Below are 24,994 nucleotides of genomic sequence, written 5' to 3'. Positions count from 1 at the left end.
CCATCAGCAGCCAGAAGGGTGCGGCCATGCTCAAGCTCGGCCTCAAGCGCGACCTGGACCTGCTGCGTTACGGGCTGGAGTCGGGCCTGGTCGGCGGCGACGCGCGCATGGCGGTACAACGGGCGCACTGAGGCACGCATCGCTTTGGTGGGCTTGTAAAGGACGCTTGACAGAGGCCGGGCCCGCACTGCAGGATGTGTCAAGCATCCTTTACAGGGCAGGACCATGCGCCAGACACGCACTTTCATGCGTTCCCGTGCCAACCCGCGCGTGGGGCAACGGCCATGAGCCGCCCTGCGTTGTCATGGTGGCTGCTGGGCAGTGGCGCGGTCCTGCTGCTGGGCGGCGTGCTGCTGCAGCAGTTGCTGGCGCCGCTGGTCAACGCACGCGCGGCCGGGGTGCTGGCCGGGATCGGCCTGGGCCTGTTGATCGCCGGCGTGCTGCGCCGGTTGATGCCGGCCGGCTGCGATGCCGCCACCCCGACCCTGCGCCGTCGCTACACCCGTGAAGTGGTCGTGGCCATGCTCGGCTACGTGGTGTTGCTGTGCCTGTCGATGTACCTGCTGCGTGGCGCCGAAGGCGCCGGGCTGCGCGCATTGATCGCACTGCTGCCGGTACCGCCGATCGTGCTGGTGCTGCGCGCGATGGTCCGCTACATCCGCGACGTCGATGAAATGCAGCAGCGCATCGAACTGGAAGCGGTCAGCGCCGCCACCGCGTTCGTGTCGCTGGTCTACCTGACCGGGGGCTTCCTGCAGTCGGCCAAGGTCATCGACGTGCCGTCCAACGTGGCGATGATCTGGGTGTTCCCGCTGGTCTGCCTGTCCTACGGCCTGGCCAAGGCCGTGGTCGCACGGCGCTACCACTGAGGCCGGGATGGAGAACCGTCTGCGCGAACTGCGCGAAGCCAGGGGCTGGTCGCAGGGGGAACTGGCCGAACGCCTGGAGGTGTCGCGGCAGACGGTCAATGCGCTGGAGACCGGCAAGTACGACCCCAGCCTGCCCCTGGCGTTCCGCATCGCCCGCGTGTTCGAGCAGAAGATCGAGGGGATCTTCTTCCCTGATGTCACATAGCCGGCCATGCTGCGTCTGGTGATGCAGCAGGTCCAAATCCACGCTTTCAACCGAGAGGGGCTGTTCCGATGATGTCCCGCACCATCCGTACCACTGTCCTGGGCATGGCCGTCGCCGGCGGCCTGCTGGGATGCAGTGCCTCCCCACCCGATGCTGCTCCCGCCAAGGGCATGGTGCTGGGGTCACTGGCGTTCAAGCCGTGCAGCCTGGACTCGACGTTCGGCCGCGCCAGCCTGGAGGCGCAATGCGCCACGTTGCAGGTCCCGGAGGACCGGGCCAACCCGCAGGGTCGCCGGATCGCCCTCAACATCGCCTGGCTGGCACCGGAGAAGGAAGGCAACTTCAAGCCCGACCCGGTGTTGTTCCTGGCCGGCGGCCCCGGCCAGTCGGCGGTGGACAGCTACCCGATGCTGGACCCGGCCTTCACCAAGGTGCGCGAGCAGCGCAACGTGATCCTGGTCGACCAGCGCGGCACCGGCGACTCCAACCTGCTGGCCTGCGCCGACAGCGAAGGCACCGACGTGTCGGCCGCGGCCATGGGCGCGCATGCGGCCGCCTGTGCGCGCACGCTCTCGCAGAAGGCCGACCTGCGCCACTACACCACCACCGACGCGGTCGCCGACCTGGAGGACGTGCGTAAGGCCATCGGCGCCGAGCAGATCAACCTGATCGGCGTCAGCTACGGCACCCGCGTGGCCCAGCAGTACGCCATGCGCCACCCGCAGCAGACGCGCAGCATCGTGCTCGACTCGGTGGTGCCCAACAGCCAGCCACTGGGCAACATCTTCGCGCGCAACCTGGACGATGCGCTGGCCAAGCAGTTCGCCCAGTGCACCCTCACGCCTTCGTGCAAGGACGCCCTGGGCGACCCGCGCGCCGAACTGGACGCGCTGCTGGCACGCCTGCGCGCGCAACCGGTCAGCGTCACCTACCGCGATGCGGCCACCGGTGAGCAGAAACAGGGTGAGTTGAACGCCGACCTGGTCGCCGGGCTGGTGCGCATGTACGCCTACATGCCCGCCGCCGGCGCGCTGCTGCCCAAGCTGATCCACGAAGCCAGCGCCGGCCGTTACGAGAACCTGATGGCATTGGCGCAGATGCTGCAGTCGGACATGAGCCAGAGCATGGCCATGGGCATGCAGCTGTCGGTGGTCTGCAGCGAGGATGCCGACAGCATGGTCGCCACCGCCGGCGACGAGCACACCGTGCTCGGCAACCGCATGGCCGAAGGCCTGGCCGCGATGTGCGCGGTGTGGCCCAAGGGCAAGGCCCCGGCGGATTTCCACGCACCGCTGGCCACGCAGGTGCCGGCACTGGTGCTGGAAGGCGAGTTCGACCCGGTCACGCCGCCGCGCTATGGCGAGGAAGTGGTCAAGCACCTGCCCAATGGCCGCCTGTTCGTGCTGCGCGGGCAGGGCCACAACGTGATCGGTGCCGGCTGCATGCCCAAGCTGTTCACCGAGTTCATGGACAAGGCCGATGCGCGCGCGCTGGATGCGAGCTGCCTGGACAAGATCAACTACGTGCCACCGTTCACCAGCTTCAATGGCTGGGAACCGTGATCTCGACGCATCACTGAGGAATCCGCTTACATGATCGTTGCAGAACGACTCCGCAAGACCTTCCCCGGCAGGGGCAAGGACAAGAACCCGGTGATCGCCGTGGACGAGGTGGGCTTCACCGCGCGCGATGGTGAGATCACCGGCCTGCTCGGCCCCAACGGTGCCGGCAAGACCACCACGCTGCGCATGCTCTACACCCTGATGACGCCGGAGAGCGGCCGCGTGCTGGTCGATGGCGTGGACCCGGCGGTGGACCCGGACACGGTGCGCCGCAACCTGGGCGTGCTGCCCGACGCGCGGGGCGTGTACAAGCGCCTGACCGCGCGCGAGAACATCGACTATTTCGGCGAGCTGCACGGCATGTCGGCCACCGACATCGCCGCGCGCACCGCGCGGCTGGCCGCCGCGCTGCAGATGGAGGACTTCCTGGACCGCGCCACCGAGGGCTTCAGCCAGGGCCAGCGGACCAAGACCGCCATTGCCCGCGCGCTGATCCACGACCCGCGCAACGTGATCCTCGACGAGCCGACCAACGGCCTGGACGTGATGACCACGCGCGGCCTGCGCGGCTTCCTCAAGGAGCTGCGCGCCGAGGGGCGCTGCGTGATCTTCTCCAGCCACATCATGCAGGAGGTGGCGGCGCTGTGTGACCGCATCGTCGTCATCGCCCATGGCCGGGTGGTGGCGCAGGGCACTCCGGACGAGCTGCGCGAGCATGCGCACGAGTCCAACCTGGAGGATGCCTTCGTCAAGCTGATCGGCAGCGAGGAGGGCCTGCACGCATGAACCGGACCGGATTCCTGGGCTGCATGATCACGGTGATGCGCAAGGAGCTGCGCGACTTCGCCCGTGACCGCCGCACCTTCCTGCTCACCCTGCTGACCGCACCGCTGCTGTACCCGCTGATGTTCCTGGGCATGAGCAAGCTGACCAGCCTGCGCACCGAGAACCAGCTGGACAAGGACCTGGCCCTGCCGGTGGTCGGCATGGCGCAGGCGCCGAACCTGGTGGCCTTCCTGGCCAGCCGCGGCATCAACGCCACTGAGGCGCCGAAGGACATCGAGGCCCGCATCCGCGCGCAGAAGGACGACGTGGCGCTGATCATCGATCCGGACTTCGCCGAGGATTGGCATGCCGGCAAGCCGGCCAAGGTCGACGTGCTGGCCGACACCACGCGCCGTACCAGCGACGTGCAGGTGATGCGGCTGAAGACCACGCTGGGCGAGTACAGCCAGTCGGTGGGGGCGTTGCGGCTGTTGGCGCGCGGCGTGGATCCGAAGGTGGCCGCGCCGGTCAACGTCGGCACGCGTGACCTGGCCACGGCCGAGGCCAAGCGTGGCATCTTCCTGTCGATCGTGTTGCCGCTGGTGCTGATGCTGTCGGCCTTCATCGGTGGCTCGCACCTGGCGATGGACACCACCGCCGGCGAACGTGAGCGGCAGTCGCTGGAGCCCCTGCTGGCGACGCCGGCGGCGCGTGGCGCGCTGGTCAGCGGCAAGATGCTGGCCGCGGTCACGGTCGGGCTGGTGTCGATGCTGCTGATCCTGCTCTCCTTCAAGCTCAGCGCCAGCATGGGCACCGGCGCGGCCACGTCGCTGGACGTGAGCTTCGCGGCGATGGGCAAGCTGCTGACCATCCTGCTGCCGCTGGTGGTGATCGGCACCGCGCTGCTGACCTGCCTGGCGGCCAGCGCCAAGAGCATGAAGGAAGCACAGAGCCACATCGCCTGGCTGATGATGCTGCCGATGCTGCCGGGTTACGCGCTGATGGCCTATCCGCTGAAGGACACCCAGCTGTGGCAGTACGCGGTGCCGTTCCTGTCGCAGAACCAGATGCTGGTGAAGGTGACCCGTGGCGAGATGCCGTCGGCCACGCAGTGGGTGGTGTACCTGCTGGCCTCGCTGGGCCTGGCGCTGGTGTTGTGGGGGATCGCGGTATGGCGTTACCGCCAGGAGCGCCTGGCGATCTCGGGTTGATCGACCCGCAGTGCGATGCAGAAGGCCCGGCGAATACCGGGCCTTCTGTTTGGTGGGCAGCGGTCGGCACGGCACTGCCCGGGACGTGGTGTGGCGCGATGTCGGCAGGGCAGGCCCCATCGCTTCCGGACCACCGGTGCGGCTGCAGCCCTGTCGGCACCGCATCCGCGCGTCGCCGGCACGATTACCGCACGGGGCAAAACGCAGAAGGCCCGGATCGCTCCGGGCCTTCGTCGCCATCATGCACCTGCGGGCTTACTTGTTCGGTGCGAAGGCCAGGGTGCGGCGGGTGGTGACCGGGCTGCCCATCGGCTCGAACTTCCAGCGCCTGACCGCGGCCAGTGCTTCGCGGTCGAACACGCGCGCCGGGGTGGCACGCAGGATGCGGGCGTCGGTGACCGAGCCGTCGGTGCCGATGGTCAGTTCCACCAGCACTTCGCCGGAGGTGCCCGAACGCAGTGCATCGGCCGGGTAGCGTGGGGCCGGGGTGCTGACCGCGCGCAGGGTCGGGGCGGCGGGGGCCGCGGCCGGCTTCGGCGCGGCGGCAGCGGCGGCGGCCGCCTGGGCGGCGCTGCGCTGCTCGGCTTCGCGGCGGGCGGCGGCCTGGCGCTCGGCCTCTAGTCGCTCGCTTTCCTTGCGCGCGGCTTCCTGGCGGGCGGCCAGCTGCTGGGCGGCCGAGGCTTCGGCGGCCTGCTGCTGGGCCAGGCGCTGCTGCTCGACCTGCTGCTTGGCGCGGTTCTCGGCGTCACGCTTGGCCTTGTCGGCTTCGTCGGTGGTGCGGCGCTCGGCGACCTGGATGCCGCTGGTCACGCCCTGCTTCAGGCGCGGCAACGCCGGGGCGCTGGGGTCGACCTTCTCCACCAGCGCGATCAGGCGCTGGGCTTCGGTGAAGTCCTCGCGGGCCAGCGCCTGCTCGGCGGCGATCAGGGTGTAGGGCTGCAGGTCGGTCAGTGCGCTCTTGATCGAGGCATCGTCGGGCAGCTTGTCGCGCAGGGCCAGGTAGTACTCCATCGCGTTGTCACCGGCCGGGGCGTACATGCGGTTCTCGCGCAGCGCGGCACTGGCGGCATCGCGCAACGTGCCGGTGTCCATGCCCTGCACCTTCTCCGAGGCGGCCTTGTCGGCCGCGGCCGCCTGCGCGGCGGCGGCCGGAGCCGCGGCGGTATTGGCGGCGGCAGGCGCGGTTTCATCCGGTCCGGAACAGGCGGCCAGCGAGGCCAGCAGAACGACGGGTGCCAACAGGCGCAGCCTGCCTTGCTTCGTGACGTACGACATCAAACATCCCCTTGAATCGACGAACGTGGACGGCCGTGCCTGATGGGCGAGAAGGCGCGGCGTTTCCCAAAGCCGCGGCGGCCGACAGTGAAGCGCGAATCTAGCATCGCCGAACCGGGCTGCGGTGCCAGAAAATTGTGACAGGGTGAAAAAGTGATGGACGTCACATTGTGGCGCCCATCGGGGGTACTCAGTGCGCGGCCGGCTTGGCGTGGCCGTTGCTCATCAGCTTGTCGGTCCAGGCAATGCCGATCGCCGACAGGATGAACACGCAGTGGATGATGGTCTGCCACATCACGCCGTCGGCGGTGAACTTGGAGCACAGCTCGCCGGCCTCGGTCAGCGCCTTGGTGCACAGCGGCGCCCCGACCTGGCTGGACTCGATGAAGGTCTTGAGCAGGTGGATGGAGGAGATGCCGATGATCGCCATTGCCAGCTTGACCTTCAGCACCGAGGCGTTGACGTGGCTCAGCCACTCCGGCTGGTCCGGGTGGCCGTCCAGGCGCAGCCGCGAGACGAAGGTTTCATAGCCGCCGACGATCACCATCACCAGCAGGTTGGAGATCATCACCACGTCGATCAGGCCCAGCACGATCAGCATGATCTGCTGCTCGCTCCAGGTCTGCGCGTGGGTGATCAGGTGCCACAGCTCCTTGCCGAACAGGAACACGTAGACGCACTGCGCGACGATCAGGCCCAGATACAGCGGCAACTGCAGCCAACGCGAGGCGAAGATCAGGGACGAGAGCGGGCTCAACGGTTTGCGGTCGGACATGAAAGGGATGCTGCGTTGCGGAAAGCGCGCAGGTTAACGGGCGCCCCCACACGCTGCCAAGCGGTATGCCTCGGTACACTCGGTGTCAGTCCCGATGGAGGCGTGTTCATGATCGACCTGCACTACTGGCCCACCCCCAATGGCCACAAGATCACCCTGTTCCTGGAGGAGGCGGGCCTGGAATACCGCATCCACCCGGTCAACATCGGCAAGGGCGACCAGTTCCAGGCCGAGTTCCTGGCCATCTCGCCGAACAACAAGATGCCGGCCATCGTCGACCATGCCCCGGCCGACGGCGGTGCGCCGCTGAGCGTGTTCGAGTCCGGCGCGATCCTGCTGTACCTGGCCGAGAAGACCGGCCGTTTCCTGCCCACCGACCTGCGCGGCCGAGCCGCGACGCTGGAATGGCTGTTCTGGCAGATGGGCGGGCTGGGCCCGATGAGCGGGCAGATGGGGCACTTCAACGTGTATGCGCCCGAGCGCATTCCCTACGCCATCGAGCGCTATGACAGCGAGGTGCGCCGCCTGCACCGGGTGATGGACAAGCGGTTGGAGCAGTCGGCCTACCTGGCCGGCGACGACTACGGCATCGCTGACATGGCCAGCTACCCGTGGATCGGTGCCTACGCCAAGCTGCCGGTGGATTTCGACGCCTTCCCGCACCTGCGCCGCTGGCACCAGGCCATCGCCGCACGCCCGGCCACCCAGCGCGCCTATGCGATCGGGCCGACCGTGAACCCGCAGGCCGGGCAGCCACTGAGCGAGGAAGAGAAGCGGCACCTGTTCGGGCAACGCTGAGCCCGGCCAGCGTTGCCCGTGGCATGGCCCCGCCGCCGCGGGGCCATGCTCACCAGGCCAGCGGCCGTGCTTCCTGCTTCCAGAACAGCCAGCGGCGCAGTTCGCGGCGCGGGTGGGTGCCGACCTGCTCGGGGCGGGCGTCGGTCGAGGCCAGGTCGAGCAGGTGCAGCGTGCCCGAATGGCTGCCCACCGCCAGCGTGCGGCCGTCCGGTGAGGTGGCCATGGCGCTGATGGTGCTGCCGACGTGTTGCTTCCACAGCACGGTTCCCGCGCTGTCCACCGCACGCAGGTAGCCATAGGCGTCGCCGAGCACCAGCCCTTCCGGCAGCGGTGCGCTGGCATAGACGCGCGCACCGGGTTCGATCACCCGCACCGCCGGGTGGTCTTCATAGAAGTCCGTGTCGATCTGGGCCAGCGCCGCGACCTGCACGCCGATGGTGGCGCCGTTGTAGAAGTGGCAGGCATTGAGCGCGACGTGCCGGCCATCGGCGAAGAACGCCGCATGGTGCGGGTATTCGCCGTGCGGGCCGACCTCGCTGACCGGCGTTCCGTGGCCGTCGAAGATGCGATGGCGGCCGTCCTGGTGGCCGCAGGCGATCCAGTTGCCGTCGGGCGACACCGCCGCATGCACCATGTCCAGGCGCACGCCGTAGGGGTCGTCTTCGCCGGCGGCCTCTTCCAGTTCACGGGCGGCAGGCAGCAGGCGCTGGATGCCGGTGGCACTGCACAGGAACACGCCGCCGGCCTGCACCACCACCACGCGCTGGCCATCGTTGAACGGCACCAGCTGCTGCACGGTGGCGTCGTCTTCGGCCAGCGCGGCCAGGACGGACGGCAGCCCTTCCTGGCCGGTGGGTAGCGGCAGCACCGCGACCGGGGTGTCGTCGGCGCCGTGGACCAGTGCGATCCGGCCCTCGCGGAGCAGGGCCAGCACCCGGCCATCCGGGCTGCTGCCGAACATCTGCAGGTCCGGCTCCGGGGTGACTTCCAGGCCCTGCAGGCGCAGCACCTGGCCGGGTTCGTACCAAGTGCCGGTGCGGATCAGCAGGCTGCCGTCGGCACGCCAGGCCAGCGCGCCGAAGCCTTGGCCGTTGTCTTCCAGCAAGGGGCTGGTGGCTTCGTGCAGGGGTGGCCACTGGCTGCGCAGGCGGGCAATGGCCGCCTCGCTGCCTTCGGCATTGGCGGCACGCAGCTGCTGGCGCAGTTCCGGCAGCAGTGCCGACAGCGCCGGCGGGTCATCGGGTTCGCCGATGCCCTCCCAGCCGCAGGCGTCGCCCTTGGCGATATAGGCGTTGAGATGGTGGGCGTAGGAATGTACGGCGTCATGCCATTGTTGTTGCGGGGTTACGTCGGCCATGACCGTGGGAAGCTCCATGTGAATGCAGGACTTTTGGCCCCGGCACTGTAGGGGCAGCTCCGTTAGGATGGCGCGATCCGTGATGCCTTCGACAGGAATCCCATGCGTTCCTTGTTCCTTGCCCTTGCCATGATGTGTGCCATGCCTGCAGTCGCCCAAGCCGAAAAACTCACCCTGGAGGCCATCACCGGCAATGCGCCGCTGACCGGCCCGACGCTGATGAAGCCCAAGGTGGCCCCCGATGGTTCGCGGGTGACCTTCCTGCGCGGCAAGGACAGCGACCGCAACCAGCTGGACCTGTGGGAATACGACATCGCCAGCGGCCAGACCCGGTTGCTGGTGGATTCGAAGGTGGTGCTGCCCGGCGAGGAAACCCTCAGTGATGCCGAGAAGGCACGCCGCGAGCGCCAGCGCATCGCCGCGCTGAGCGGCATCGTCGACTACCAGTGGTCGCCGGACGCGAAGAGCCTGCTGTTCCCGCTGGGCGGCGAGCTGTACCTGTACGACCTGGGCAAGCAGGGCCGCGAGGCGGTGCGCCAGCTCACCCATGGCGAAGGCTTCACCACCGACGCCAAGCTCTCGCCCAAGGGCGGCTTCGTCAGCTTCGTGCGCGAGCGCAACCTGTGGGTGATCGACCTGGCCAGCGGCAAGCAGATGCAGCTGACGCGCGATGGCAGCGCGACCATCGGCAACGGCGTGGCCGAGTTCGTCGCCGACGAGGAAATGGACCGCCACACCGGCTACTGGTGGGCACCGGATGATTCGGCCATCGCTTTCGCCCGCATCGACGAATCGCCGGTACCGGTGCAGAAGCGTTACGAGATGTACGCCGACCGCGTGGAGATGATCGAGCAGCGTTACCCGGCTGCCGGCGACAGGAACGTGCTGGTGAAGCTGGGCGTGGTCGCGCCGCGTGACGGCGCGGCAGCGGCCTGGGTCGACCTGGGCAAGGAACAGGACATCTACCTGGCGCGCGTCAACTGGCGCGATCCGCAGCACCTCACCTTCCAGCGCCAGAGCCGTGACCAGAAGACGCTGGAACTGATCGAGGCCAACCTGGCCGATGGCAGGCAGCGCACGCTGGCCACCGAGACCAGCAAGACCTGGGTGCCGCTGACCAACAGCCTGCGCTTCCTCAAGGATGGTCGCTTCCTGTGGTCGTCCGAGCGCAGCGGCTTCCAGCACCTGTACCTGGCCAGCGCCGACGGCAAGCAGCTGACCGCGCTGACCTCGGGCAACTGGCCGGTGGACGAGCTGCTGGCCGTGGACGAGGACGCCGGCAAGGCCTACTTCCGCGCCGGCGTCGAATCGTCGCTGCGCAGCGAGATCTACGCCGTGCCGCTGGCCGGCGGCACGCCGGTCAAGCTCTCGCACGCGCCGGGCATGCACAGCGCCGCGTTTGCCAACAATGCCAGCGTGTACGTGGACAGCTGGTCCAACAGCACCACGCCGCCGCAGATCGAGCTGTACCGCGCCAATGGCGAAAAGATCGCCACGCTGCTGGACAATGACCTGGCCGACCCCAAGCACCCCTACGCCCGGTACGTGGAAGCGCAGCGCCCGGTCGAGTACGGCACGCTGACCGCCGCCGACGGCAAGACCCCGCTGCACTACAGCCTGATCAAGCCGGAAGGCTTCGACCCGTCCAAGCGGTACCCGGTGGCGGTGTACGTGTACGGCGGCCCCGCCTCGCAGACCGTGACCGACAGCTGGCCGGGCCGTGGCGACCACCTGTTCAACCAGTACCTGGCCCAGCACGGCTACGTGGTGTTCTCGCTGGACAACCGCGGCACGCCGCGCCGTGGCCGTGATTTCGGCGGTGCGCTGTACGGCGTGCAGGGCACGGTGGAGGTGGCCGACCAGCTCAAGGGCGTGGAGTGGCTGAAGGCGCAACCTTGGGTGGATGGCAGCCGGATCGGCGTGCAGGGCTGGTCCAACGGTGGCTACATGACCCTGATGCTGCTGGCCAAGGCGTCGGACCAGTACGCCTGCGGCGTGGCCGGTGCGCCGGTCACCGACTGGGGCCTGTATGACACGCACTACACCGAGCGTTACATGAACCTGCCGGCCGCCAACCCGGCCGGCTACACCGAGGGCCGCGTGCTCTCCCACATCGACGGGTTGACCTCGCCGCTGCTGCTGATCCACGGCATGGCCGACGACAACGTGCTGTTCACCAATTCGACCAGCCTGATGAGCGCGCTGCAGAAGCGTGGCCAGCCGTTCGAACTGATGACCTACCCGGGTGCCAAGCATGGCCTGTCCGGTGCCAACGCACTGCACCGCTACCGCATCGCCGAGAACTTCCTGGGGCGTTGCCTGAAGCCCTGACCCCTCCCCAACCCTCCCCTTGTGACGCAAAGGGAGGGAGCAGTTCTGCTTGATCGGGAAGAGTGCGGTGACGCCGGCTTTTACCCCCTCCCTTTGCGCCAGCAAGGGGAGGACGGGGGAGGGGTAGCGCTCCAACGCCCTGCCGCCCCTGACTTCCCACCCTTGCCGCAAAACTCCGGCCTGACGTAGCTTCCCGGCATCCACACCGGAGTTACCCCATGAAGCCGCTGGTCCTTGCTCTCGCCCTTGCCCTGGCTGCCCCGCTGCCGCTCAGCGTCGCCGCCGCACCTGCGGCCAAGTCCGCCCCCGCCTGGGTCACCCACAGCAACGAATTGGCGCAGATCCTGCTGCAGGCGCAGGCGCCGTTCCAGCCGGAGATGGCCAGCTTCTTCGGCGTGCCGGGTTACGACGACAAGGCGGTGGACCTGGGGCCGGACAATGCCGCGCGCTACCGCCAGGCACTGGGCAGTGCACGCGAGCGGCTGCGCGAGAAGCTCCAGCTCGAGCGTGACCCCAACGTGCGCCAGGACCTGGAGATCATGATCGCCACGGCCGAGCGCAACATCGAGGGCAGCACGCTCAACGAGCAGCACCTGATGCCGTGGGCGGACGTGCCGCAGACCGTCTTCAGCGGCCTCAACGGGCTGCTCTCCGACCAGGTGCCGGCCGAGCGTCGCGCCAAGGCACTGGACCGCCTGAAGGCCTACGTCGGGCAGGCACCGGGCACGCAGCCGCTAGCCACACTGGCGCGCCAGCGATACGCCGAGAAGAGCGGTACGCCGAACCTGCTGCAACCGACGAAGATCGAGGTCGAGCAGGCTATCGCCAACGTTGATACCTACATCGACGGCATCGGCAAGCTGTTCGCCAAGTACAAGATCGAAGGCGCCGATGCGGCGCTGGCCGCGTTGTCCACGCAGATGAAGGACTACATCGCCTGGACGCAGAAGGAGGTGCTGCCGCAGGCACGCACTGACAACCGCCTGCCGGCCGAGCTGTATGCCTTCCAGCTCAAGGAAGTGGGCGTGGACATCGACCCGGCGCTGCTGGTGCGCCGTGCCCAGCTCGAATACATGGAGACCCGTGCGGCGATGCGCCAGCTGGCACCGCTGGTGGCCAAGGACAAGGGCCTGAAGGTCGCCGACCCGAACGACTACGTGGCGGTGATCCGCGCGCTGAAGCAGGACACCATCGGCAACGACCAGCTCGAATCGCACTACCGCGGCGTCATCGACGCGATCGACCCGATCATCCGCAGGCAGGGCATCGTCGACGTGCCACAGCGGCCGTTGCAGATGCGGTTGGGCAGCGAGGCCGAAAGCGCCGCTTCCCCGGCCCCGCATTACCTTCCGGCGCCGCTGGTCGGCAACACCGGCCAGCAGGGTACCTTCGTGCTGCCGTTGGGCAACCCGGCGTCAGGCGGGAAGGCGCAGTACGACGATTTCAACTTCGGCTCGGCGGCGTGGACGCTGAGCGCGCATGAAGGCCGCCCCGGCCACGACCTGCAGTTCGCGGCGATGGTCGAGCGGGGCATCTCGCTGGCGCGCACGTTGTTCGCGTTCAACTCGGTCAACGTCGAAGGCTGGGCGCTGTACGCCGAAGCCGAGATGGTGCCGTTCGAACCGCTGGACGGGCAGATGATCGCGTTGCAGTTCCGCCTGCTGCGTGCGGCCCGCGCCATGCTCGACCCGATGCTCAACCTCGGCCAGACCGACCGCGAACAGGCCCGCCGGGTGCTGGTCGAGGGCGTGGGCCTGTCCGAGGCAATGGCCACCCAGGAACTGGACCGCTACACCGTGCGTTCGCCGGGCCAGGCCTGCAGCTACTTCTATGGCTATACCCGCATCCTGGAGCTGCGCATGCAGACTGAGCTGGCGTTGGGCGACCGGTTCGACCGGCTGGCGTTCAACAACTTCCTGCTCGACCAGGGCCTGTTGCCGCCGGACCAGCTGGCCACGGCGGTCAACGAGGTCTTCATTCCGGCCCAGCGCCGGAAGTGAAAGAAGGGCGCCGCAAGGCGCCCTTCTGTCTTGTAGGGGTGGCCTGGGCCGCGAAGCCACCCATGGCAGATGTCTATGGGTTTTCGCGGCTGAAGCCGCTCCCGCCGGCGCTGGCTTACTTGCCGGCGCCCGGCGGCACCCAGATCGCCACGCCGGCAGCGCGCTTCTGCTGGGTGGGGATGCCCACGCTCAGGCCACCGGCGCTGTGCCGGCCGTAGCTGCCGGCGCCGACCGACATGCCCACCGGCGAGCCGCCGGCGCCCACGCCCATCAGGATCACGCCGTTGGCGCCCAAGGCGGCGGCCTCGCGCTTGAGGCGGGCGATGGCCGCGTCGGTCTGGCCCTGGGTGCCGAATCCGACCGCGCTGGAGGACTCCAGCTGGGCGATCTCGACCGCGCCGGCCGGGGGGGTGGAATAGATCTGTACCGTGGCCGGATCCACCGGCGTGCGTGCCTGGCCGAGCATGACCTTGGACGTGCTGGCGCAGCCGCCGGTGGCCAGGGCCAGGCCCAATGCGATGGCGAGCGGGAATTTCATGGCTTCACTCCCCGGTGATCGGTGTTTGCGGATGATCCACGGCCGTGACTGAATCGGCCGCGAACTGGTTGCCGCGACGGCGGCCACTTGAACACGGGCATTTCCGGGCTATCTTGCAGTGAGTTTCTGATGGAGGAAAGGACATGGGACTGATCAGCCTTATCTGGGGTATCGCGGCATTGCTGTGGATGGTGCTGGCCTTCATCCCGCTGCTGGGCTGGGGGAACTGGTTCCTGATCCCGTTCGCCGCGGTGGGCGCGATCATCGCCGCCATCGGCCTGCTGTTCACCCACGCCACCAAGCGTGGCCGCGCCAAGACCGGCCTGGTGCTCAACGCCATCGTCATCATCGTCGGCGTGATCCGGCTGAGCATCGGTGGCGGCATCATCTGAAGCCCCGCCGACCGGGGGAACGGCCATGGCCGGGCAGGGGGCGTAAAATAACGGGGTTGGCCGGGGTGCTTCCCGGCCGTCAGGGCCAGCGACAGGCGTAATCCCCCGATGATCATCCGACCCCGCCCCCATGGCTGGCAGCTGCTGTACATCCTGCGCGGCTCGATCGTGCCGGCCATCGCGCCCAAGGTGCTGGCCATCGGCGCGTTGGCGGTGGCCGTGGCGGCATTCGAGCGGTACTGGCACCCATTCGGCCGTGACGGCGTCACCGTGGTGCCGTTCACCCTGCTTGGCCTGGTGCTGTCGATCTTCCTGAGTTTCCGCAACAGCGCCTGCCACGAGCGCTGGTGGGAGGGCCGCAAGCAATGGGGGCAGCTGGTCATCGAGTCGCGCAGCTTCGCGCGCGAGGCGGCCGCGCTGCTGGCCTGCCAGCCGGCGCTGCAGGCGCGCACCTCGCACCTGCTGATCGGTTTCGCCCATGCCCTGGCCGCCCGCCTGCGCGGCGGCGACGAGGCCGCGGCGACCGCACCGTGGCTGGCCCCGGACCAGGCCCCGGTGCTGGAACGACGCAACCTTCCGGATGGCGTGCTGGCGCAGTTGGGGCGCGAACTGGCGGTGCCGCTGCACGCCGGCCAGCTGGACCCGTACCTGTACGCGCAGTTCGAAACACGCCTGCACGCGATGTCCGGCGTGCAGGCCGCCTGCGAGCGCATCGCCGGCACCCCGTTGCCGTTTGCCTACACCCTGCTGCTGCACCGCTGCGCGTGGCTGTTCTGCGTGCTGCTGCCATTCGGCCTGGCTGGTGCGCTGGGCTGGGCCACGCCGGTGGTGTCGATGCTGCTGGCCTATGCCTTTTTCGGCCTGGACCAGCTGGGCGAGGAAATGGAAGAGCCGTTCGGCCTGGAGCCCAACGACCTGCCGCTCGATGCGATGGTGCGTACCATCGAGATCGACGTGCTGGACGCGCTCGGCCATCGGCCGCTGCCCGAGCCCCTGCAGCCGCAGGGCTACCTGCTGCACTGAATCATTGCCATTGGAACCAAGGAGTACCGCGATGGGCCACCCCCTCTACCGTCCGCGCCGCATGCGCCATGACGCGTTTTCGCGCCGCCTGATGCGCGAGCACACGCTGACCACCGACGACCTGATCTGGCCGGTGTTCGTGCACGAGCTGGACGGCCGCGCGTCGGTCGGCTCGATGCCGGGCGTGGACCGCATGTCCATCGACGAGTTGCTGCGCGAGGCCGAGCAGGCGCTGGAGCTGGGCGTGCCGGTGATCGACCTGTTCCCGGTGATCGACTCCTCGCGCAAGTCGCTGGACGCGGCCGAGGCCTGGAACGAGGACGGCCTGGCCCAGCGCGCCGTGCGCGCGCTGAAGCAGCGCTTCCCCGAGCTGGGGGTGATGACCGACGTGGCGCTGGACCCGTACACCACCCACGGCCAGGACGGCATCATCGACGAGCGCGGCTACGTGCTCAACGACATCACCGTCGAGGCACTGGTGAAGCAGTCGGTCTCGCATGCGCAGGCGGGCGTGGACATCGTCTCGCCGTCGGACATGATGGACGGCCGCATCGGCGCCATCCGCCGCGCGCTGGACGCCGCCGGCCACATCAACTGCCGGATCATGGCCTATTCGGCCAAGTACGCCTCGGCCTTCTATGGCCCGTTCCGCGATGCGGTGGGCAGCTCCGGCAACCTGGGCAAGGCCGACAAGAAGACCTACCAGATGGACCCGGCCAACAGCGACGAGGCCATGCGCGAGATCGCGCTGGACCTGGAGGAAGGCGCGGACATGGTCATGGTCAAGCCGGGCATGCCGTACCTGGATATCGTGCGCCGGGTGAAGCAGGAGTTCGGTGTGCCGACCTTCGCGTACCACGTCAGCGGTGAGTACGCGATGCTCAAGGCCGCCGCGCTCAACGGCTGGCTGGACGAGCGCGCGTGCGTGATGGAGACGATGATCGGCTTCAAGCGCGCCGGTGCCGATGGCGTGTTGACCTACTACGCGCCGCAGATAGCGCGCTGGTTGAAGGAGGACTGAGATGGAACCGAGTGCAGGCGTGCAGGTGTACCACTGGGTGGTGTGGCTGGCCGGGGTGGGCATATTCGCGGCGGTGACCCTGGCGGTGATCGTGGCGATCGTGCGTGCGCGCCGTCGCCCGGCCGAGCTGCACTCGGCCGCCGAGCGGCTGCAGCGTGAAGCCGCATTGCAGCCCGAGGCCGATGCCCGCCTGCGCGCGTTGAGCCAGCTCAAGGAGCGTGGCCAGATCGGCGAGGCCGAGTACGAGAAGCGGCGCGCCGAGTTGCTGAAGGGCTGAGCGGTTTTCGCGCGGAAGCTTCCTTCCCGCGCGTGGTGTCAGGCACCCCTCCCCGACCCTCCCCTTGGCTGCGCCAAAGGGAGGGGGTAGGAGCACGGTTTCGCGATGACCTGACCGACCTGCGTGAATCACCCCCTCCCTTTGGCGCAGCCAAGGGGAGGGCCGGGGAGGGGGGCTCTTCGCGCTTGGCTAGCGGCAGTCGTCGCTGCCATCCACCACCGGCGCCTTCATCCGGTAGAGATCCAGCCCGCCGGCCCGCGGTGCCCGCGCCTTGCCGCTGAGCACCAGCTCGGCGGGCTTGTTGGCATCAAGCACGGCCCCGCGGGTATCGCCGTCCTGGCTGTTGAACGACAGCCCCAGCAGCGTGGCCGTGCCCCAGGCCGCCTGTTGGCACTGCGCGACCCAGGTCTGCGCGCCGCCGCTCGCCGTGGCACGGGCGAACACCACCGCGCGGCCACCGCCCAGCCAGCTGCCATCGACTTCATCGGCGGCGCTGTTGATGCCGGCCATCGGGGTCGGTGCGGCGAAGCCGTCGCCGGCGCGGGCCGCCGTCCATAGGTCCCAACCGCCCACACCGCCGGTACGGTTGCTGGCGAACAGCAACCGCCCGTCGTCGGCCAGGGCGGGAGAGCGTTCGTCCTGGCGGCCGTTGACCGGCCCGTCCAGCCGTTGTGGTGCACCGATGTAGCCATCGGCCGCGAGCGGCGCACGGTACAGGTCGAACCCGCCCTGGCCACCGGTGCGGTTGGAGGCGAAGTACAGCCAGCGGCCGTCCGTGCTGAGGAACGGATCCACCTCGTCGGCCGCGCTGTTGAGCGACAGTGGCCGTGGGTCCACCCAGCGCTTGTCCTGCAGCGTGGCCTGCCACAGGTCCCAGCCGCCGGCGCCGCCGTCGCGGTTGCTGGCCCAGACGATGCGCTGCCCGTCGGCGCTGAGCGTGGCGCGCAGTTCGTCGGCGCGGGTGGAGACCACCCCCATGCCCTCGATGCCGAACTCGGAAAGCGCCGAGGCTGCCGGGGTACAGAGTAGACTCGCAGTCAGCGCGAGCAGCAGTGGTCGGGTCCGCATCAGGGTTCCGCAGGTGAAGGTCGCGTCCAGTCTAGGTCATGCAGAGGAAACCCATGAGCGCGCCCCGCTACGCCGTATTTGGTCAGCCCATCGCCCACTCGCAATCACCGCGCATCCAGACCGCGTTCGGCAAGGCCCATGGCATCGCGGTGGACTACCGCGCCATCGAGGCCTCGCCGGAACAGTTCCCGGCCGCGCTGGAAGCCTTTGCCGCCGACGGTGGCGTGGGCGCCAACGTGACCCTGCCGCACAAGGAAGCCGCCTTCGCCCTGTGCACCACCACCACTTCGCGCGCGCAGCGCGCCGGCGCAGTCAACACGCTGTTGCGCAAGGGCGAGCGCTGGCACGGTGACAACACCGACGGCATCGGCCTGGTGCGTGACCTCACCGGCCGCCACGGCCTGGACCTGCGTGGTCGCCGCGTGTTGCTGCTCGGTGCCGGTGGCGCCGCGCGCGGCGTGGCGCCGGCGCTGCTGGATGCCGGCATCCTCGAGCTGATCGTGGTCAACCGCTCGCCGGAGCGTGCCGATGCGCTGATCGATGCGATGAGCGAACCCGGCCGCGCCATCTCCGCCTACTGGGAGCAGTTGCGCGAGCAGGGCGACTTCGAACTGATCATCAACGCCACCTCGGCCGCGCGCGGCAACGAGAGTGGCTTCAGCCTGCCGCTGTCGCTGGTCAACAGCATGACCACTGCGGTTGACCTGAACTACGGCGAGGCCTCCATCCCGTTCCTGGCCTGGGCGCGTGCGGCCGGTTGCCGCAACAGCTTCGATGGCCTAGGCATGCTGGTCGAGCAGGCCGCCGAGAGCTTCCAGCAATGGCACGGCATGCGTCCGGAGACCGATGCGATCTACGCCGAGCTGCGCGCGGGCGACGCGCTGCTGGTCACCGCGGACTGAGTGGCGCGATGAACAGTACCGAGCTGTTGTCCACACTGCTGGTTTCCATTGGTTACCGGCTGCCGATCATCATCGCGCTGGGTGTGGCGGTGATGATGGTGTTCGATACCCCGTCGAGCCGGCCACGCCAGATGGTGCTGTGGGGCTTGTCGGTGCTGCTGCTGTGCACCGTGGTGGGCGGTGGGTTGGCGGTGCTGCCATTGCTGTTCCTGGCGCAGGGCAACTACGGCGCGCTGAGCGGGCTGAATACGCTGCTCAGCGTCGTCCACATCGGGCTTTCGCTGCTGGAGGCGGCCGGCTTCATCCTGCTGGCATGGGGCGTGGCGCAGGCGCTGCGGCGTCCCGCCGCGGGCGGCAAACCCTGAGCCGGCGGCGCATTCGGTGAATGCGGGCGGGTATGGGAAAATGCCCGCCTTGAACGGAGCAGGTGGCAGGTTGGCGTGACGGAAAAAGTAGAAGCACCCCGGACGCTGACCGAAGACCTGAAAGCCGGCATCCGCGACGCCTACGCCAAGCTGCAGGCCAATACCCCCGGCTTCAGCACGCGCCGCTCGCAGAGCCAGATGATCGGCGTGGTCTCGCGCGCGCTGGCCACCGGCAACGTCGGCGTGGTCGAAGCGCCCACCGGCGTCGGCAAGAGCCTGGGCTATCTCACCGCCGGCGTGCCGATCGCGCTGGCCAGCAGGAAGAAGCTGGTCATCAGCACCGGCACGGTGGCGCTGCAGTCGCAGCTGGTCGAGCGCGACATCCCCAATTTCCTCAAGGCCACGGGCCTGCAGGCCACGGTGGCGCTGGCCAAGGGCCGCACCCGTTACCTGTGCACGCGCAATGCCGCCGAGGCACAGGGCGAGGGCGTGCAGGAAGGCATGTTCGGCGACGACGTGCCGCTCTACGACCGGCCGCTGGCGCCGATCGAGATGGACGTGGCCGAGAAGCTGACCAAGGCCTTCATCGAGGGCCGCTGGAACGGCGACCTGGACAACGCGCCGGAAACCGTCACCCCCACCTTGCGCATGCGCATCACCACGCCGGCTTCGGCCTGCGCCGGCCGGCGCTGTGCCTATTCGGCGCAATGCCCGGTGCTGCGCGCACGCAACGAGGTGCGCGACGCGCAGATCGTGGTGACCAACCACGCTCTGCTGCTGTCGGCGCTGTCCATCGGCGAGAGCGACAGCGGCCAGCCGTTGATCGCCCCGCCCGCTGACATGCTGCTGGTGCTGGACGAAGGCCACCACATCGGCAACGTTGCCATCGACCAGGGCGCGGCGTTCCTGCCGCTGGACGACATGGCCAAGCGCACCGGCCGCCTGCAGATCCTGATCGCCGGCGCCTACCGCGCGGTGGACAAGGACAAGATCGGCAACCTGCTGCCCAACGAGGCCATCGAGGTGGCTTCGCGGGTCAGCAAGCTGCTCAAGGGCTTCCGCGACGAGATCGCGCATGTGTGGATCCCGCAGCCCGACGAGCGCGAGCCGATGTGGCGCGCCGCCAACGGCCGCCTGCCGGAGGCATGGAAGCAGCCCATCGAGGAACTGGCCGACGAAACCCGCGCCTTGCTCAACTGGGCCACCGCCGCTACCGCGCTGGTGGCCAAGGGCAAGCCCGACGATGCCGGCCATGAACGCCTGCAGCGCAACCTGGGCATGGCGCTGGAGATGATCGAGCAGCAGTACAACCTGTGGGCGGGCTGGCGCCGCGAGGACAAGGAAGGCCAGCCGCCGATCGCGCGCTGGGTGACCCTGTCGCGCGAGGGCGACTACCAGTTGCATTGCTCGCCGGTGTCGGCGGCGATGGTGCTGCGCAAGCTGCTGTGGGACGAAGTGGATTCGGTGGTGATGACCTCGGCCACGCTCACCGGTGGCGGTGATTTCCAGTCGCTGGCCATCGACAACGGCATCCCGGAGGACGCGGAGATGGTGTCGCTGGCCTCGCCGTTCGACCTGCCCAACCAGGCCGAGCTGGTCGTGCCGAAGTTCCCGGTGACGCCGGACGACCGCGAGCGCCATCCCAAGGAAGTGGCCAGGTACCTGGCCGCCGAACTGGATTGGGACAAGGGCAGCATCGTGTTGTTCACCTCGCGCTGGAAGATGGAAAAGGTGGCCGAGCTGATGCCGGCCTCCCTGCGCAGGAAGGTGCTGGTGCAGGGCGAGGGCGCCAAGCAGAAGATGATCGACGAGCACCTCAAGCGCACCGCCGCAGGCGAGGGCTCGGTGCTGTTCGGTTTGAATTCGTTCGGCGAAGGCCTGGACCTGCCGGGCGAGGCCTGCACCACGGTGGTGATCACCCAGGTGCCGTTCGCGGTGCCGACCGATCCGCAGACCTCGACCCTGAGCGAGTGGTTCGAAAGCCGTGGCCTGAACTCGTTCAACCTGATCGCGATCCCGCACGCGCTGCGCACGCTGACGCAGTTCGCCGGCCGCCTGATCCGCACCTCGACCGACACCGGGCGGGTGGTCATCCTCGACTCGCGGCTGCTGACGCGCCGCTATGGCAAGCGCATCATCGACGCGCTGCCGCCGTTCAAGCGGGTGATCGGCTAGCCGCCGAAAGATGAAAAGCCCCTCTCCCGCAAGCGGGAGAGAGGTTGGGGTGAGGGTCCGCACACCCGCCTCGTACTCTCCTCTTCTACCGATATCCATCCCATGCCCGACTTCACCGCGACCTTCCCCTGGGAAACCCAGCTGCAACGCCTCCAGCACCACGACCCCGCACTGGCGTCGTTGGCGCTGTTCGACGCCGACGGGCTGACCGAAGTCGGTCGTGCGCTGGAGCAGGTGCTGCAGGCCGGACAGGCACTGGCCAGGTGCGGCGTGGACGTGGGCCTGGTCGCCGACGAGCTGCGGCGCTACCAGAAGTTCGCACCGCCCGGACGCCCGTCACTGCAGATCGTGCAGTTGCGTCGGCAGCAATCGACGGTGCAGCAGGCGCAGCGGGTGGCCAGGCAGGCCTTCATCCGTCATGCCGATGCGCTGGCACGCGTGCTGGCGCTGCAGGTGCCGGCGAAGCTGGGGACGGTGGTGGTGGTCGAGCGTTGGTTGCAGGCGCGACTGGGCTGATCGGTTTCCTGCTTGGACACGCCGCTGCCGTTGCGTGAACAAGGCGAGCAGACGGGCGCAACCGCAACCACCACCGCCCTGCTCAGTGCCACAGGCCCAGGACCAGGCCGAACAGCACGAACTGCACCGTGTGGTAGCCGCCGTCGATCAGCCACAGCGCGGTACTGCGCTGGGCGAACTGGTAGTTGATGCCGAAACTCGCCGCGACCATCCCCAAGCCCACCACCAGGCCGCTCAGCACGGCGTGCGGCAGCGGCGGTGCCGGGCCCAGCCACCACGCGAATGCGAACGCGGCCACCAGCGAGAACACGAAGCTCACGCCGAACACCTTGGCCGGGTGTCCCTGCGGCACGTCGCCACCGTTCTCCCGGTTCCATGCACGGCCGAGCAGCGCCGGTGAGTACCACAAGCCTCCCAGCACGAAGCTGGACACGGCGGCCAACACCACGGCGTAAACGTTCATGCGATTCCCCCTCCCCGGACGATGCCCGCATCGTATCCGCATGCGCGGGCCAACAGCGGGGCTGCAGGCGGTCCGCGGGTAAAAAAAAGGGCCGGTGGCATGCCACCGGCCCTTCCTGTTCCCTGGCGGTGCCCGGGATCAGGCCTCCAACGCCGCCGCCGGCCCGAAGAACTCGTAGCGGCTCTGTGCGTCCGGCACGCCCACGTCGCGCAGCAGCTTCTTCACCTGGGCCATGAACGGCTTCGGGCCCAGGAAGTACGCGTCCACGTTGCCTTCGGCCGGCAGCCACTGCTGCAGCAGTTCGCGGCTGAGCAGGCCTTCGGCATCGGCGGCATCGCCCGGCAGCGCCTCGCTGTAGCAGGTGTAGCTGCGCAGCTGCGGGTGCTGCTTCTGCATGTCGGCGATGAACTGGCGGAATGCATGCACCTGGCCGTTGCGCGCGCAATGGATGAAGTGCACCGGGCGGCCGCTGGCCAGCGCCTGCTCCAGCATCGGCAGGGTCGGGGTGATGCCCACGCCACCGCTGATCAGGGCGATCGGGCGGTCACCGGCCACCAGCGTGAAGTCGCCGGCCGGGGCGAACAGCTCCAGCGCGTCGCCGAGCTGCACGTTGTCGTGCAGGTGGTTGGACACCTTGCCGCCGTCCTCGCGCTTGACGCTGATGCGGTAACTGCGGCCATTGGGCACGGCCGACAGCGAGTAGTTGCGGCGCACTTCCTGGCCATCGATCTGCAGGCGCATGCCGATGTACTGTCCGGGCTGGAAGTCCACCACCGCGCCGCCGTCGACCGGCTGCAGATGGAAGGAAGTGATCTCGGCGCTTTCGCGGACCTTGTCGACCACCTGGAACATGCGCCCGCCGCGCCAGCCGCCCGGTGCCTGCTCGTTGGCCGCGTACACCGATTCCTCGGCGCCGATCAGTAGGTCGGCCAGCATCTGGTAGGCGGTGCCCCAGGCATCGATGATCTCGTCGGTGGCGATCTCCGGCCCCAGCACCTCGCGGATCGAACGCAGCAGGTAGTGGCCGACGATCGGGTAGTGCTCGGGCAGCACCTGCAGGGCGACATGCTTGGCCACGATCTGGCCGACCAGCGGGCCCAGCGCCTCCAGCCGGTCGATGTGCTTGGCGTACATCAGCACCGAGTTGGCCAGCGCACGCGGCTGGTCGCCGCTGGACTGGTGGGCCTGGTTGAACAACGGGCGCGCCGCATCGCTCTCGGTCAGCATCAGGCCGTAGAAGTGCTTGGTCAGGGCTTCACCGCCGGTTTCCAGCAGGGGAACGGTGGCCTTGATCAGGTCGCGCTGTGCAGCAGTCAACATGGGTGTTTCTCTTTCTGCTTGGGGTACCCTGTGGGTTCCATATTTCGTGCCAGCTTTTCTGTATATGAAAATCAATAACTTGGCTGGTATACGGGTTGAAACGACCCGGTTCGATACGGGTCGAAATGACTCTGGGGTGTCGAAATGACCTGCAACCCCTTCATGTCGGGGATCATCCCGCTGGTTGACGACCTGGCCCGCGACGACCTGGCCGATGTCGAGCGCTATGGCCGGTTGCTGCGGGTGCTGCGGCAGCTGTTGCCCAGCGATGCGGTGGCGCTGCTGCGGCTGGAGGGCGAACAGGCGGTGCCGCTGGCGGTGGAAGGGTTGAGCACCGACACGCTCGGTCGCCGCTTCCGGCTGGACGAGCACCCGCGGCTGGCGGCGATCCTGCAGGGGCAGGGCACGGTGCACTTCGCCGCCGACTGCGGCCTGCCCGATCCCTACGACGGCCTGGTCGAGTCGGTGCACGGCCACCTGGAGGTGCATGACTGCATGGGCTGCGCGCTGTACATCGACGGCCGCCCGTGGGGCATGCTGACCATGGACGCCCTCACCCCCGGCCAGTTCGAGCAGATCCAGCGCGACCGGCTGGAAGCCTTCGCCAGCCTCGCCGCGGCCACGGTAAAGGCCGGCGAACGGATCGGCACGCTGGCGGCCCGGTTGAGCGAGGAGCAGGCGCTGGCCGAAACCTGGCGTGCGGCGGCTGGGCAGCGCACGCCACCGGAGGTGGTGGGGCAGAGCACGGCCTTCAAGGCGCTGCGCAAGGAGATCGCGCTGGTCGCGCCCAGTGACCTGAGCGTGCTGATCAGCGGCGAGACCGGCGTCGGCAAGGAACTGGTGGCGCGCGGCATCCATCGCCAGTCCGCGCGCAAGGACAAGCCGATGGTGGTCATCAACTGCGCCGCCCTGCCCGATGCACTAGTGGAAAGCGAACTGTTCGGCCACGTGCGCGGCGCGTTCACCGGCGCGGTGGGCGAGCGGCGCGGCAAGTTCGAACTGGCCGATGGCGGCACGCTGTTCCTGGACGAGGTCGGCGAGCTGCCGCTGGCCAGCCAGGCCAAGCTGCTGCGCGTGCTGCAGAGCGGGCAACTGCAGCGGGTGGGCTCGGACCGCGAGCACCAGGTGGACGTGCGGGTGATCGCCGCCACCAACCTGGACCTGGCCGACGCGGTGCGGCAGGGGCGTTTCCGCGCCGACCTGTACCACCGCCTGGGCGCCTATCCGCTACGGGTGCCGCCGCTGCGCGAGCGCGAGCGCGACGTGCTGCTGCTGGCGGGCTTCTTCATCGAAGAGGCGCGTTCGCGGATGGGCCTGCGCAGCCTGCGCCTGTCCGCCGATGCCCAGGCCGCGCTGCTTGGCTACGACTGGCCGGGCAATGTGCGGGAACTGGAGCATCTGATCGGTCGTGCAGTGCTGCGCGCGCTGGCAGCCAGCGGCACGGTGCGCCCGCGCATCCTCACCGTCGATGCGGCGGCGCTGGAGTTGCCGGTGCACAGCGATGCCAGCGTGCAGGCCCCGGCTGGTGCCGGACAAGCGCTGCAGCCCGAGGACCTGCGCAAGGCCGTGGATGATTTCCAGCGCCAGCGCATCGCCGCCACGCTGGAGCGCACGGCGGGCAACTGGACCGAGAGCGCGCGCCTGCTGGGGTTGGATCGGGCCAACCTGAATCGCCTGGCCAAACGCCTGGGGCTGAAGTAGCCGGGGTTGGGGTTCGAGGGGCTTGACGGTGGCACTTGCCCCTTTCCCCTATGCCTGCCGCACAAGCGAGGGGCAATTGCGGTAC

The 24,994-nt window shown here is 68.6% G+C and carries 24 protein-coding genes; 17 read left to right on the top strand and 7 right to left on the bottom strand.

Features of this window, described 5'->3' with window-relative positions; genetic code table 11:
* The first annotated feature begins 284 nt into the window (after nt 1-284).
* From ATCM_RS07230 to ATCM_RS07210, 5 genes are all read left to right on the top strand, one after another.
* A complete protein-coding gene (locus ATCM_RS07230) occupies nt 285-869 on the top strand; it encodes a hypothetical protein (protein WP_132863763.1) in 585 nt (194 codons plus the stop codon).
* 7 nt (nt 870-876) lie between these two features.
* Entirely contained in the window at nt 877-1,074 is a 198-nt protein-coding gene (locus ATCM_RS07225; RefSeq protein WP_132863762.1) for a helix-turn-helix transcriptional regulator, read from the top strand.
* A 71-nt stretch (nt 1,075-1,145) separates the two neighbouring features.
* Nucleotides 1,146-2,636, top strand: coding sequence for an alpha/beta hydrolase (locus ATCM_RS07220; RefSeq protein ID WP_132866097.1), 1,491 nt, complete (start codon nt 1,146-1,148; stop codon nt 2,634-2,636).
* 30 nt (nt 2,637-2,666) lie between these two features.
* A complete protein-coding gene (locus tag ATCM_RS07215; RefSeq protein WP_132863760.1) occupies nt 2,667-3,422 on the top strand; it encodes an ATP-binding cassette domain-containing protein in 756 nt (251 codons plus the stop codon).
* Nucleotides 3,419-4,612 (top strand): ABC transporter permease, encoded by a 1,194-nt coding sequence (locus ATCM_RS07210; protein ID WP_132863758.1) that lies wholly within the window; start codon nt 3,419-3,421, stop codon nt 4,610-4,612. Before ATCM_RS07215 ends, ATCM_RS07210 begins: the two co-directional genes overlap by 4 nt.
* Nucleotides 4,613-4,867: 255 nt before the next feature.
* Here the strand turns inward: ATCM_RS07210 and ATCM_RS07205 are convergent, their stop codons facing one another.
* Together ATCM_RS07205 and ATCM_RS07200 are read right to left on the bottom strand one after the other, a co-directional pair.
* On the bottom strand, nt 4,868-5,887 hold the full coding sequence (locus ATCM_RS07205; RefSeq protein WP_132863757.1) for an energy transducer TonB: 1,020 nt from the start codon (nt 5,885-5,887) through the stop codon (nt 4,868-4,870).
* A 190-nt stretch (nt 5,888-6,077) separates the two neighbouring features.
* Nucleotides 6,078-6,662, bottom strand: coding sequence for a TIGR00645 family protein (locus ATCM_RS07200; protein WP_132863755.1), 585 nt, complete (start codon nt 6,660-6,662; stop codon nt 6,078-6,080).
* Nucleotides 6,663-6,770: 108 nt separating this feature from the next.
* On the opposite strand from ATCM_RS07200, the gene ATCM_RS07195 reads away from it, so the two are divergent.
* Nucleotides 6,771-7,460, top strand: a complete 690-nt coding sequence (locus ATCM_RS07195) for a glutathione binding-like protein (RefSeq protein ID WP_132863753.1) — start codon at nt 6,771-6,773, stop codon at nt 7,458-7,460.
* Nucleotides 7,461-7,509: 49 nt separating this feature from the next.
* Here ATCM_RS07195 and ATCM_RS07190 read toward each other — a convergent pair whose 3' ends face one another.
* Nucleotides 7,510-8,817 (bottom strand): WD40 repeat domain-containing protein, encoded by a 1,308-nt coding sequence (locus ATCM_RS07190; RefSeq protein WP_132863752.1) that lies wholly within the window; start codon nt 8,815-8,817, stop codon nt 7,510-7,512.
* Between the two features lie 102 nt (nt 8,818-8,919).
* On the opposite strand from ATCM_RS07190, the gene ATCM_RS07185 reads away from it, so the two are divergent.
* Nucleotides 8,920-11,148, top strand: coding sequence for a S9 family peptidase (locus ATCM_RS07185; RefSeq protein WP_132863750.1), 2,229 nt, complete (start codon nt 8,920-8,922; stop codon nt 11,146-11,148).
* 218 nt (nt 11,149-11,366) lie between these two features.
* Nucleotides 11,367-13,148, top strand: coding sequence for a DUF885 domain-containing protein (locus tag ATCM_RS07180; protein ID WP_132863748.1), 1,782 nt, complete (start codon nt 11,367-11,369; stop codon nt 13,146-13,148).
* 115 nt (nt 13,149-13,263) lie between these two features.
* Here the strand turns inward: ATCM_RS07180 and ATCM_RS07175 are convergent, their stop codons facing one another.
* Entirely contained in the window at nt 13,264-13,686 is a 423-nt protein-coding gene (locus ATCM_RS07175) for a hypothetical protein (protein ID WP_132863746.1), read from the bottom strand.
* A 143-nt stretch (nt 13,687-13,829) separates the two neighbouring features.
* Between ATCM_RS07175 and ATCM_RS07170 the strand changes: the two genes are divergently transcribed.
* The 4 genes from ATCM_RS07170 (at nt 13,830) to ATCM_RS07155 (ending at nt 16,399) form a co-directional block, all read left to right on the top strand.
* Nucleotides 13,830-14,078 (top strand): hypothetical protein, encoded by a 249-nt coding sequence (locus ATCM_RS07170; protein WP_132863745.1) that lies wholly within the window; start codon nt 13,830-13,832, stop codon nt 14,076-14,078.
* A 108-nt stretch (nt 14,079-14,186) separates the two neighbouring features.
* The gene (locus ATCM_RS07165; RefSeq protein WP_132863743.1) at nt 14,187-15,101 is read left to right on the top strand and encodes a bestrophin family ion channel; all 915 of its coding nucleotides are present in this window, start codon (nt 14,187-14,189) and stop codon (nt 15,099-15,101) included.
* A 31-nt stretch (nt 15,102-15,132) separates the two neighbouring features.
* Nucleotides 15,133-16,122 (top strand): porphobilinogen synthase, encoded by a 990-nt coding sequence (gene hemB, locus ATCM_RS07160; protein WP_132863734.1) that lies wholly within the window; start codon nt 15,133-15,135, stop codon nt 16,120-16,122.
* Between the two features lies 1 nt (nt 16,123).
* Nucleotides 16,124-16,399 carry an SHOCT domain-containing protein gene (locus ATCM_RS07155; RefSeq protein WP_132863732.1) on the top strand — a complete coding sequence of 92 codons (276 nt, stop codon included), beginning with the start codon at nt 16,124-16,126 and terminating at the stop codon, nt 16,397-16,399.
* A 189-nt stretch (nt 16,400-16,588) separates the two neighbouring features.
* Here the strand turns inward: ATCM_RS07155 and ATCM_RS07150 are convergent, their stop codons facing one another.
* Nucleotides 16,589-17,467 (bottom strand): PD40 domain-containing protein, encoded by an 879-nt coding sequence (locus ATCM_RS07150; RefSeq protein ID WP_132863730.1) that lies wholly within the window; start codon nt 17,465-17,467, stop codon nt 16,589-16,591.
* Between the two features lie 53 nt (nt 17,468-17,520).
* Between ATCM_RS07150 and aroE the strand changes: the two genes are divergently transcribed.
* From aroE to ATCM_RS07130, 4 genes are all read left to right on the top strand, one after another.
* On the top strand, nt 17,521-18,369 hold the full coding sequence (gene aroE / locus ATCM_RS07145; protein WP_132863728.1) for a shikimate dehydrogenase: 849 nt from the start codon (nt 17,521-17,523) through the stop codon (nt 18,367-18,369).
* An 8-nt stretch (nt 18,370-18,377) separates the two neighbouring features.
* Nucleotides 18,378-18,734, top strand: coding sequence for a hypothetical protein (locus ATCM_RS07140; protein WP_132863727.1), 357 nt, complete (start codon nt 18,378-18,380; stop codon nt 18,732-18,734).
* Between the two features lie 75 nt (nt 18,735-18,809).
* On the top strand, nt 18,810-20,909 hold the full coding sequence (dinG, locus tag ATCM_RS07135) for an ATP-dependent DNA helicase DinG (RefSeq protein ID WP_132863725.1): 2,100 nt from the start codon (nt 18,810-18,812) through the stop codon (nt 20,907-20,909).
* A 102-nt stretch (nt 20,910-21,011) separates the two neighbouring features.
* Nucleotides 21,012-21,425 carry a hypothetical protein gene (locus ATCM_RS07130; protein ID WP_132863723.1) on the top strand — a complete coding sequence of 138 codons (414 nt, stop codon included), beginning with the start codon at nt 21,012-21,014 and terminating at the stop codon, nt 21,423-21,425.
* 82 nt (nt 21,426-21,507) lie between these two features.
* Here ATCM_RS07130 and ATCM_RS07125 read toward each other — a convergent pair whose 3' ends face one another.
* The gene (locus ATCM_RS07125; RefSeq protein WP_207911789.1) at nt 21,508-21,888 is read right to left on the bottom strand and encodes a DUF1761 domain-containing protein; all 381 of its coding nucleotides are present in this window, start codon (nt 21,886-21,888) and stop codon (nt 21,508-21,510) included.
* A 138-nt stretch (nt 21,889-22,026) separates the two neighbouring features.
* The gene (gene hmpA / locus ATCM_RS07120) at nt 22,027-23,208 is read right to left on the bottom strand and encodes an NO-inducible flavohemoprotein (RefSeq protein ID WP_132863720.1); all 1,182 of its coding nucleotides are present in this window, start codon (nt 23,206-23,208) and stop codon (nt 22,027-22,029) included.
* 162 nt (nt 23,209-23,370) lie between these two features.
* Between hmpA and norR the strand changes: the two genes are divergently transcribed.
* Complete coding sequence (gene norR / locus ATCM_RS07115; RefSeq protein WP_207911788.1) at nt 23,371-24,909, top strand: nitric oxide reductase transcriptional regulator NorR; 1,539 nt, start codon at nt 23,371-23,373, stop codon at nt 24,907-24,909.
* Nucleotides 24,910-24,994: the final 85 nt, after the last annotated feature.

It is taken from the genome of Stenotrophomonas sp. ATCM1_4 (assembly GCF_004348115.1).
Taxonomy (GTDB): domain Bacteria; phylum Pseudomonadota; class Gammaproteobacteria; order Xanthomonadales; family Xanthomonadaceae; genus Stenotrophomonas; species Stenotrophomonas capsici.
The sequence above is the reverse complement of the archived record's forward strand: the minus strand, read 5'-3'. Positions and strand labels throughout refer to the sequence as shown.

Bases quoted from the DNA above. Each gene is read 5' to 3' on its own strand.
- ATCM_RS07230 (WP_132863763.1), top strand. From the start codon at position 285: ATGAGCCGCCCTGCGTTGTCATGGTGGCTGCTGGGCAGTGGCGCGGTC.
- ATCM_RS07225 (WP_132863762.1), top strand. From the start codon at position 877: ATGGAGAACCGTCTGCGCGAACTGCGCGAAGCCAGGGGCTGGTCGCAG.
- ATCM_RS07220 (WP_132866097.1), top strand. From the start codon at position 1,146: ATGTCCCGCACCATCCGTACCACTGTCCTGGGCATGGCCGTCGCCGGC.
- ATCM_RS07215 (WP_132863760.1), top strand. From the start codon at position 2,667: ATGATCGTTGCAGAACGACTCCGCAAGACCTTCCCCGGCAGGGGCAAG.
- ATCM_RS07210 (WP_132863758.1), top strand. From the start codon at position 3,419: ATGAACCGGACCGGATTCCTGGGCTGCATGATCACGGTGATGCGCAAG.
- ATCM_RS07205 (WP_132863757.1), bottom strand. From the start codon at position 5,887: ATGTCGTACGTCACGAAGCAAGGCAGGCTGCGCCTGTTGGCACCCGTC.
- ATCM_RS07200 (WP_132863755.1), bottom strand. From the start codon at position 6,662: ATGTCCGACCGCAAACCGTTGAGCCCGCTCTCGTCCCTGATCTTCGCC.
- ATCM_RS07195 (WP_132863753.1), top strand. From the start codon at position 6,771: ATGATCGACCTGCACTACTGGCCCACCCCCAATGGCCACAAGATCACC.
- ATCM_RS07190 (WP_132863752.1), bottom strand. From the start codon at position 8,817: ATGGCCGACGTAACCCCGCAACAACAATGGCATGACGCCGTACATTCC.
- ATCM_RS07185 (WP_132863750.1), top strand. From the start codon at position 8,920: ATGCGTTCCTTGTTCCTTGCCCTTGCCATGATGTGTGCCATGCCTGCA.
- ATCM_RS07180 (WP_132863748.1), top strand. From the start codon at position 11,367: ATGAAGCCGCTGGTCCTTGCTCTCGCCCTTGCCCTGGCTGCCCCGCTG.
- ATCM_RS07175 (WP_132863746.1), bottom strand. From the start codon at position 13,686: ATGAAATTCCCGCTCGCCATCGCATTGGGCCTGGCCCTGGCCACCGGC.
- ATCM_RS07170 (WP_132863745.1), top strand. From the start codon at position 13,830: ATGGGACTGATCAGCCTTATCTGGGGTATCGCGGCATTGCTGTGGATG.
- ATCM_RS07165 (WP_132863743.1), top strand. From the start codon at position 14,187: ATGATCATCCGACCCCGCCCCCATGGCTGGCAGCTGCTGTACATCCTG.
- hemB (WP_132863734.1), top strand. From the start codon at position 15,133: ATGGGCCACCCCCTCTACCGTCCGCGCCGCATGCGCCATGACGCGTTT.
- ATCM_RS07155 (WP_132863732.1), top strand. From the start codon at position 16,124: ATGGAACCGAGTGCAGGCGTGCAGGTGTACCACTGGGTGGTGTGGCTG.
- ATCM_RS07150 (WP_132863730.1), bottom strand. From the start codon at position 17,467: ATGCGGACCCGACCACTGCTGCTCGCGCTGACTGCGAGTCTACTCTGT.
- aroE (WP_132863728.1), top strand. From the start codon at position 17,521: ATGAGCGCGCCCCGCTACGCCGTATTTGGTCAGCCCATCGCCCACTCG.
- ATCM_RS07140 (WP_132863727.1), top strand. From the start codon at position 18,378: ATGAACAGTACCGAGCTGTTGTCCACACTGCTGGTTTCCATTGGTTAC.
- ATCM_RS07130 (WP_132863723.1), top strand. From the start codon at position 21,012: ATGCCCGACTTCACCGCGACCTTCCCCTGGGAAACCCAGCTGCAACGC.
- ATCM_RS07125 (WP_207911789.1), bottom strand. From the start codon at position 21,888: ATGAACGTTTACGCCGTGGTGTTGGCCGCCGTGTCCAGCTTCGTGCTG.
- hmpA (WP_132863720.1), bottom strand. From the start codon at position 23,208: ATGTTGACTGCTGCACAGCGCGACCTGATCAAGGCCACCGTTCCCCTG.
- norR (WP_207911788.1), top strand. From the start codon at position 23,371: ATGTCGGGGATCATCCCGCTGGTTGACGACCTGGCCCGCGACGACCTG.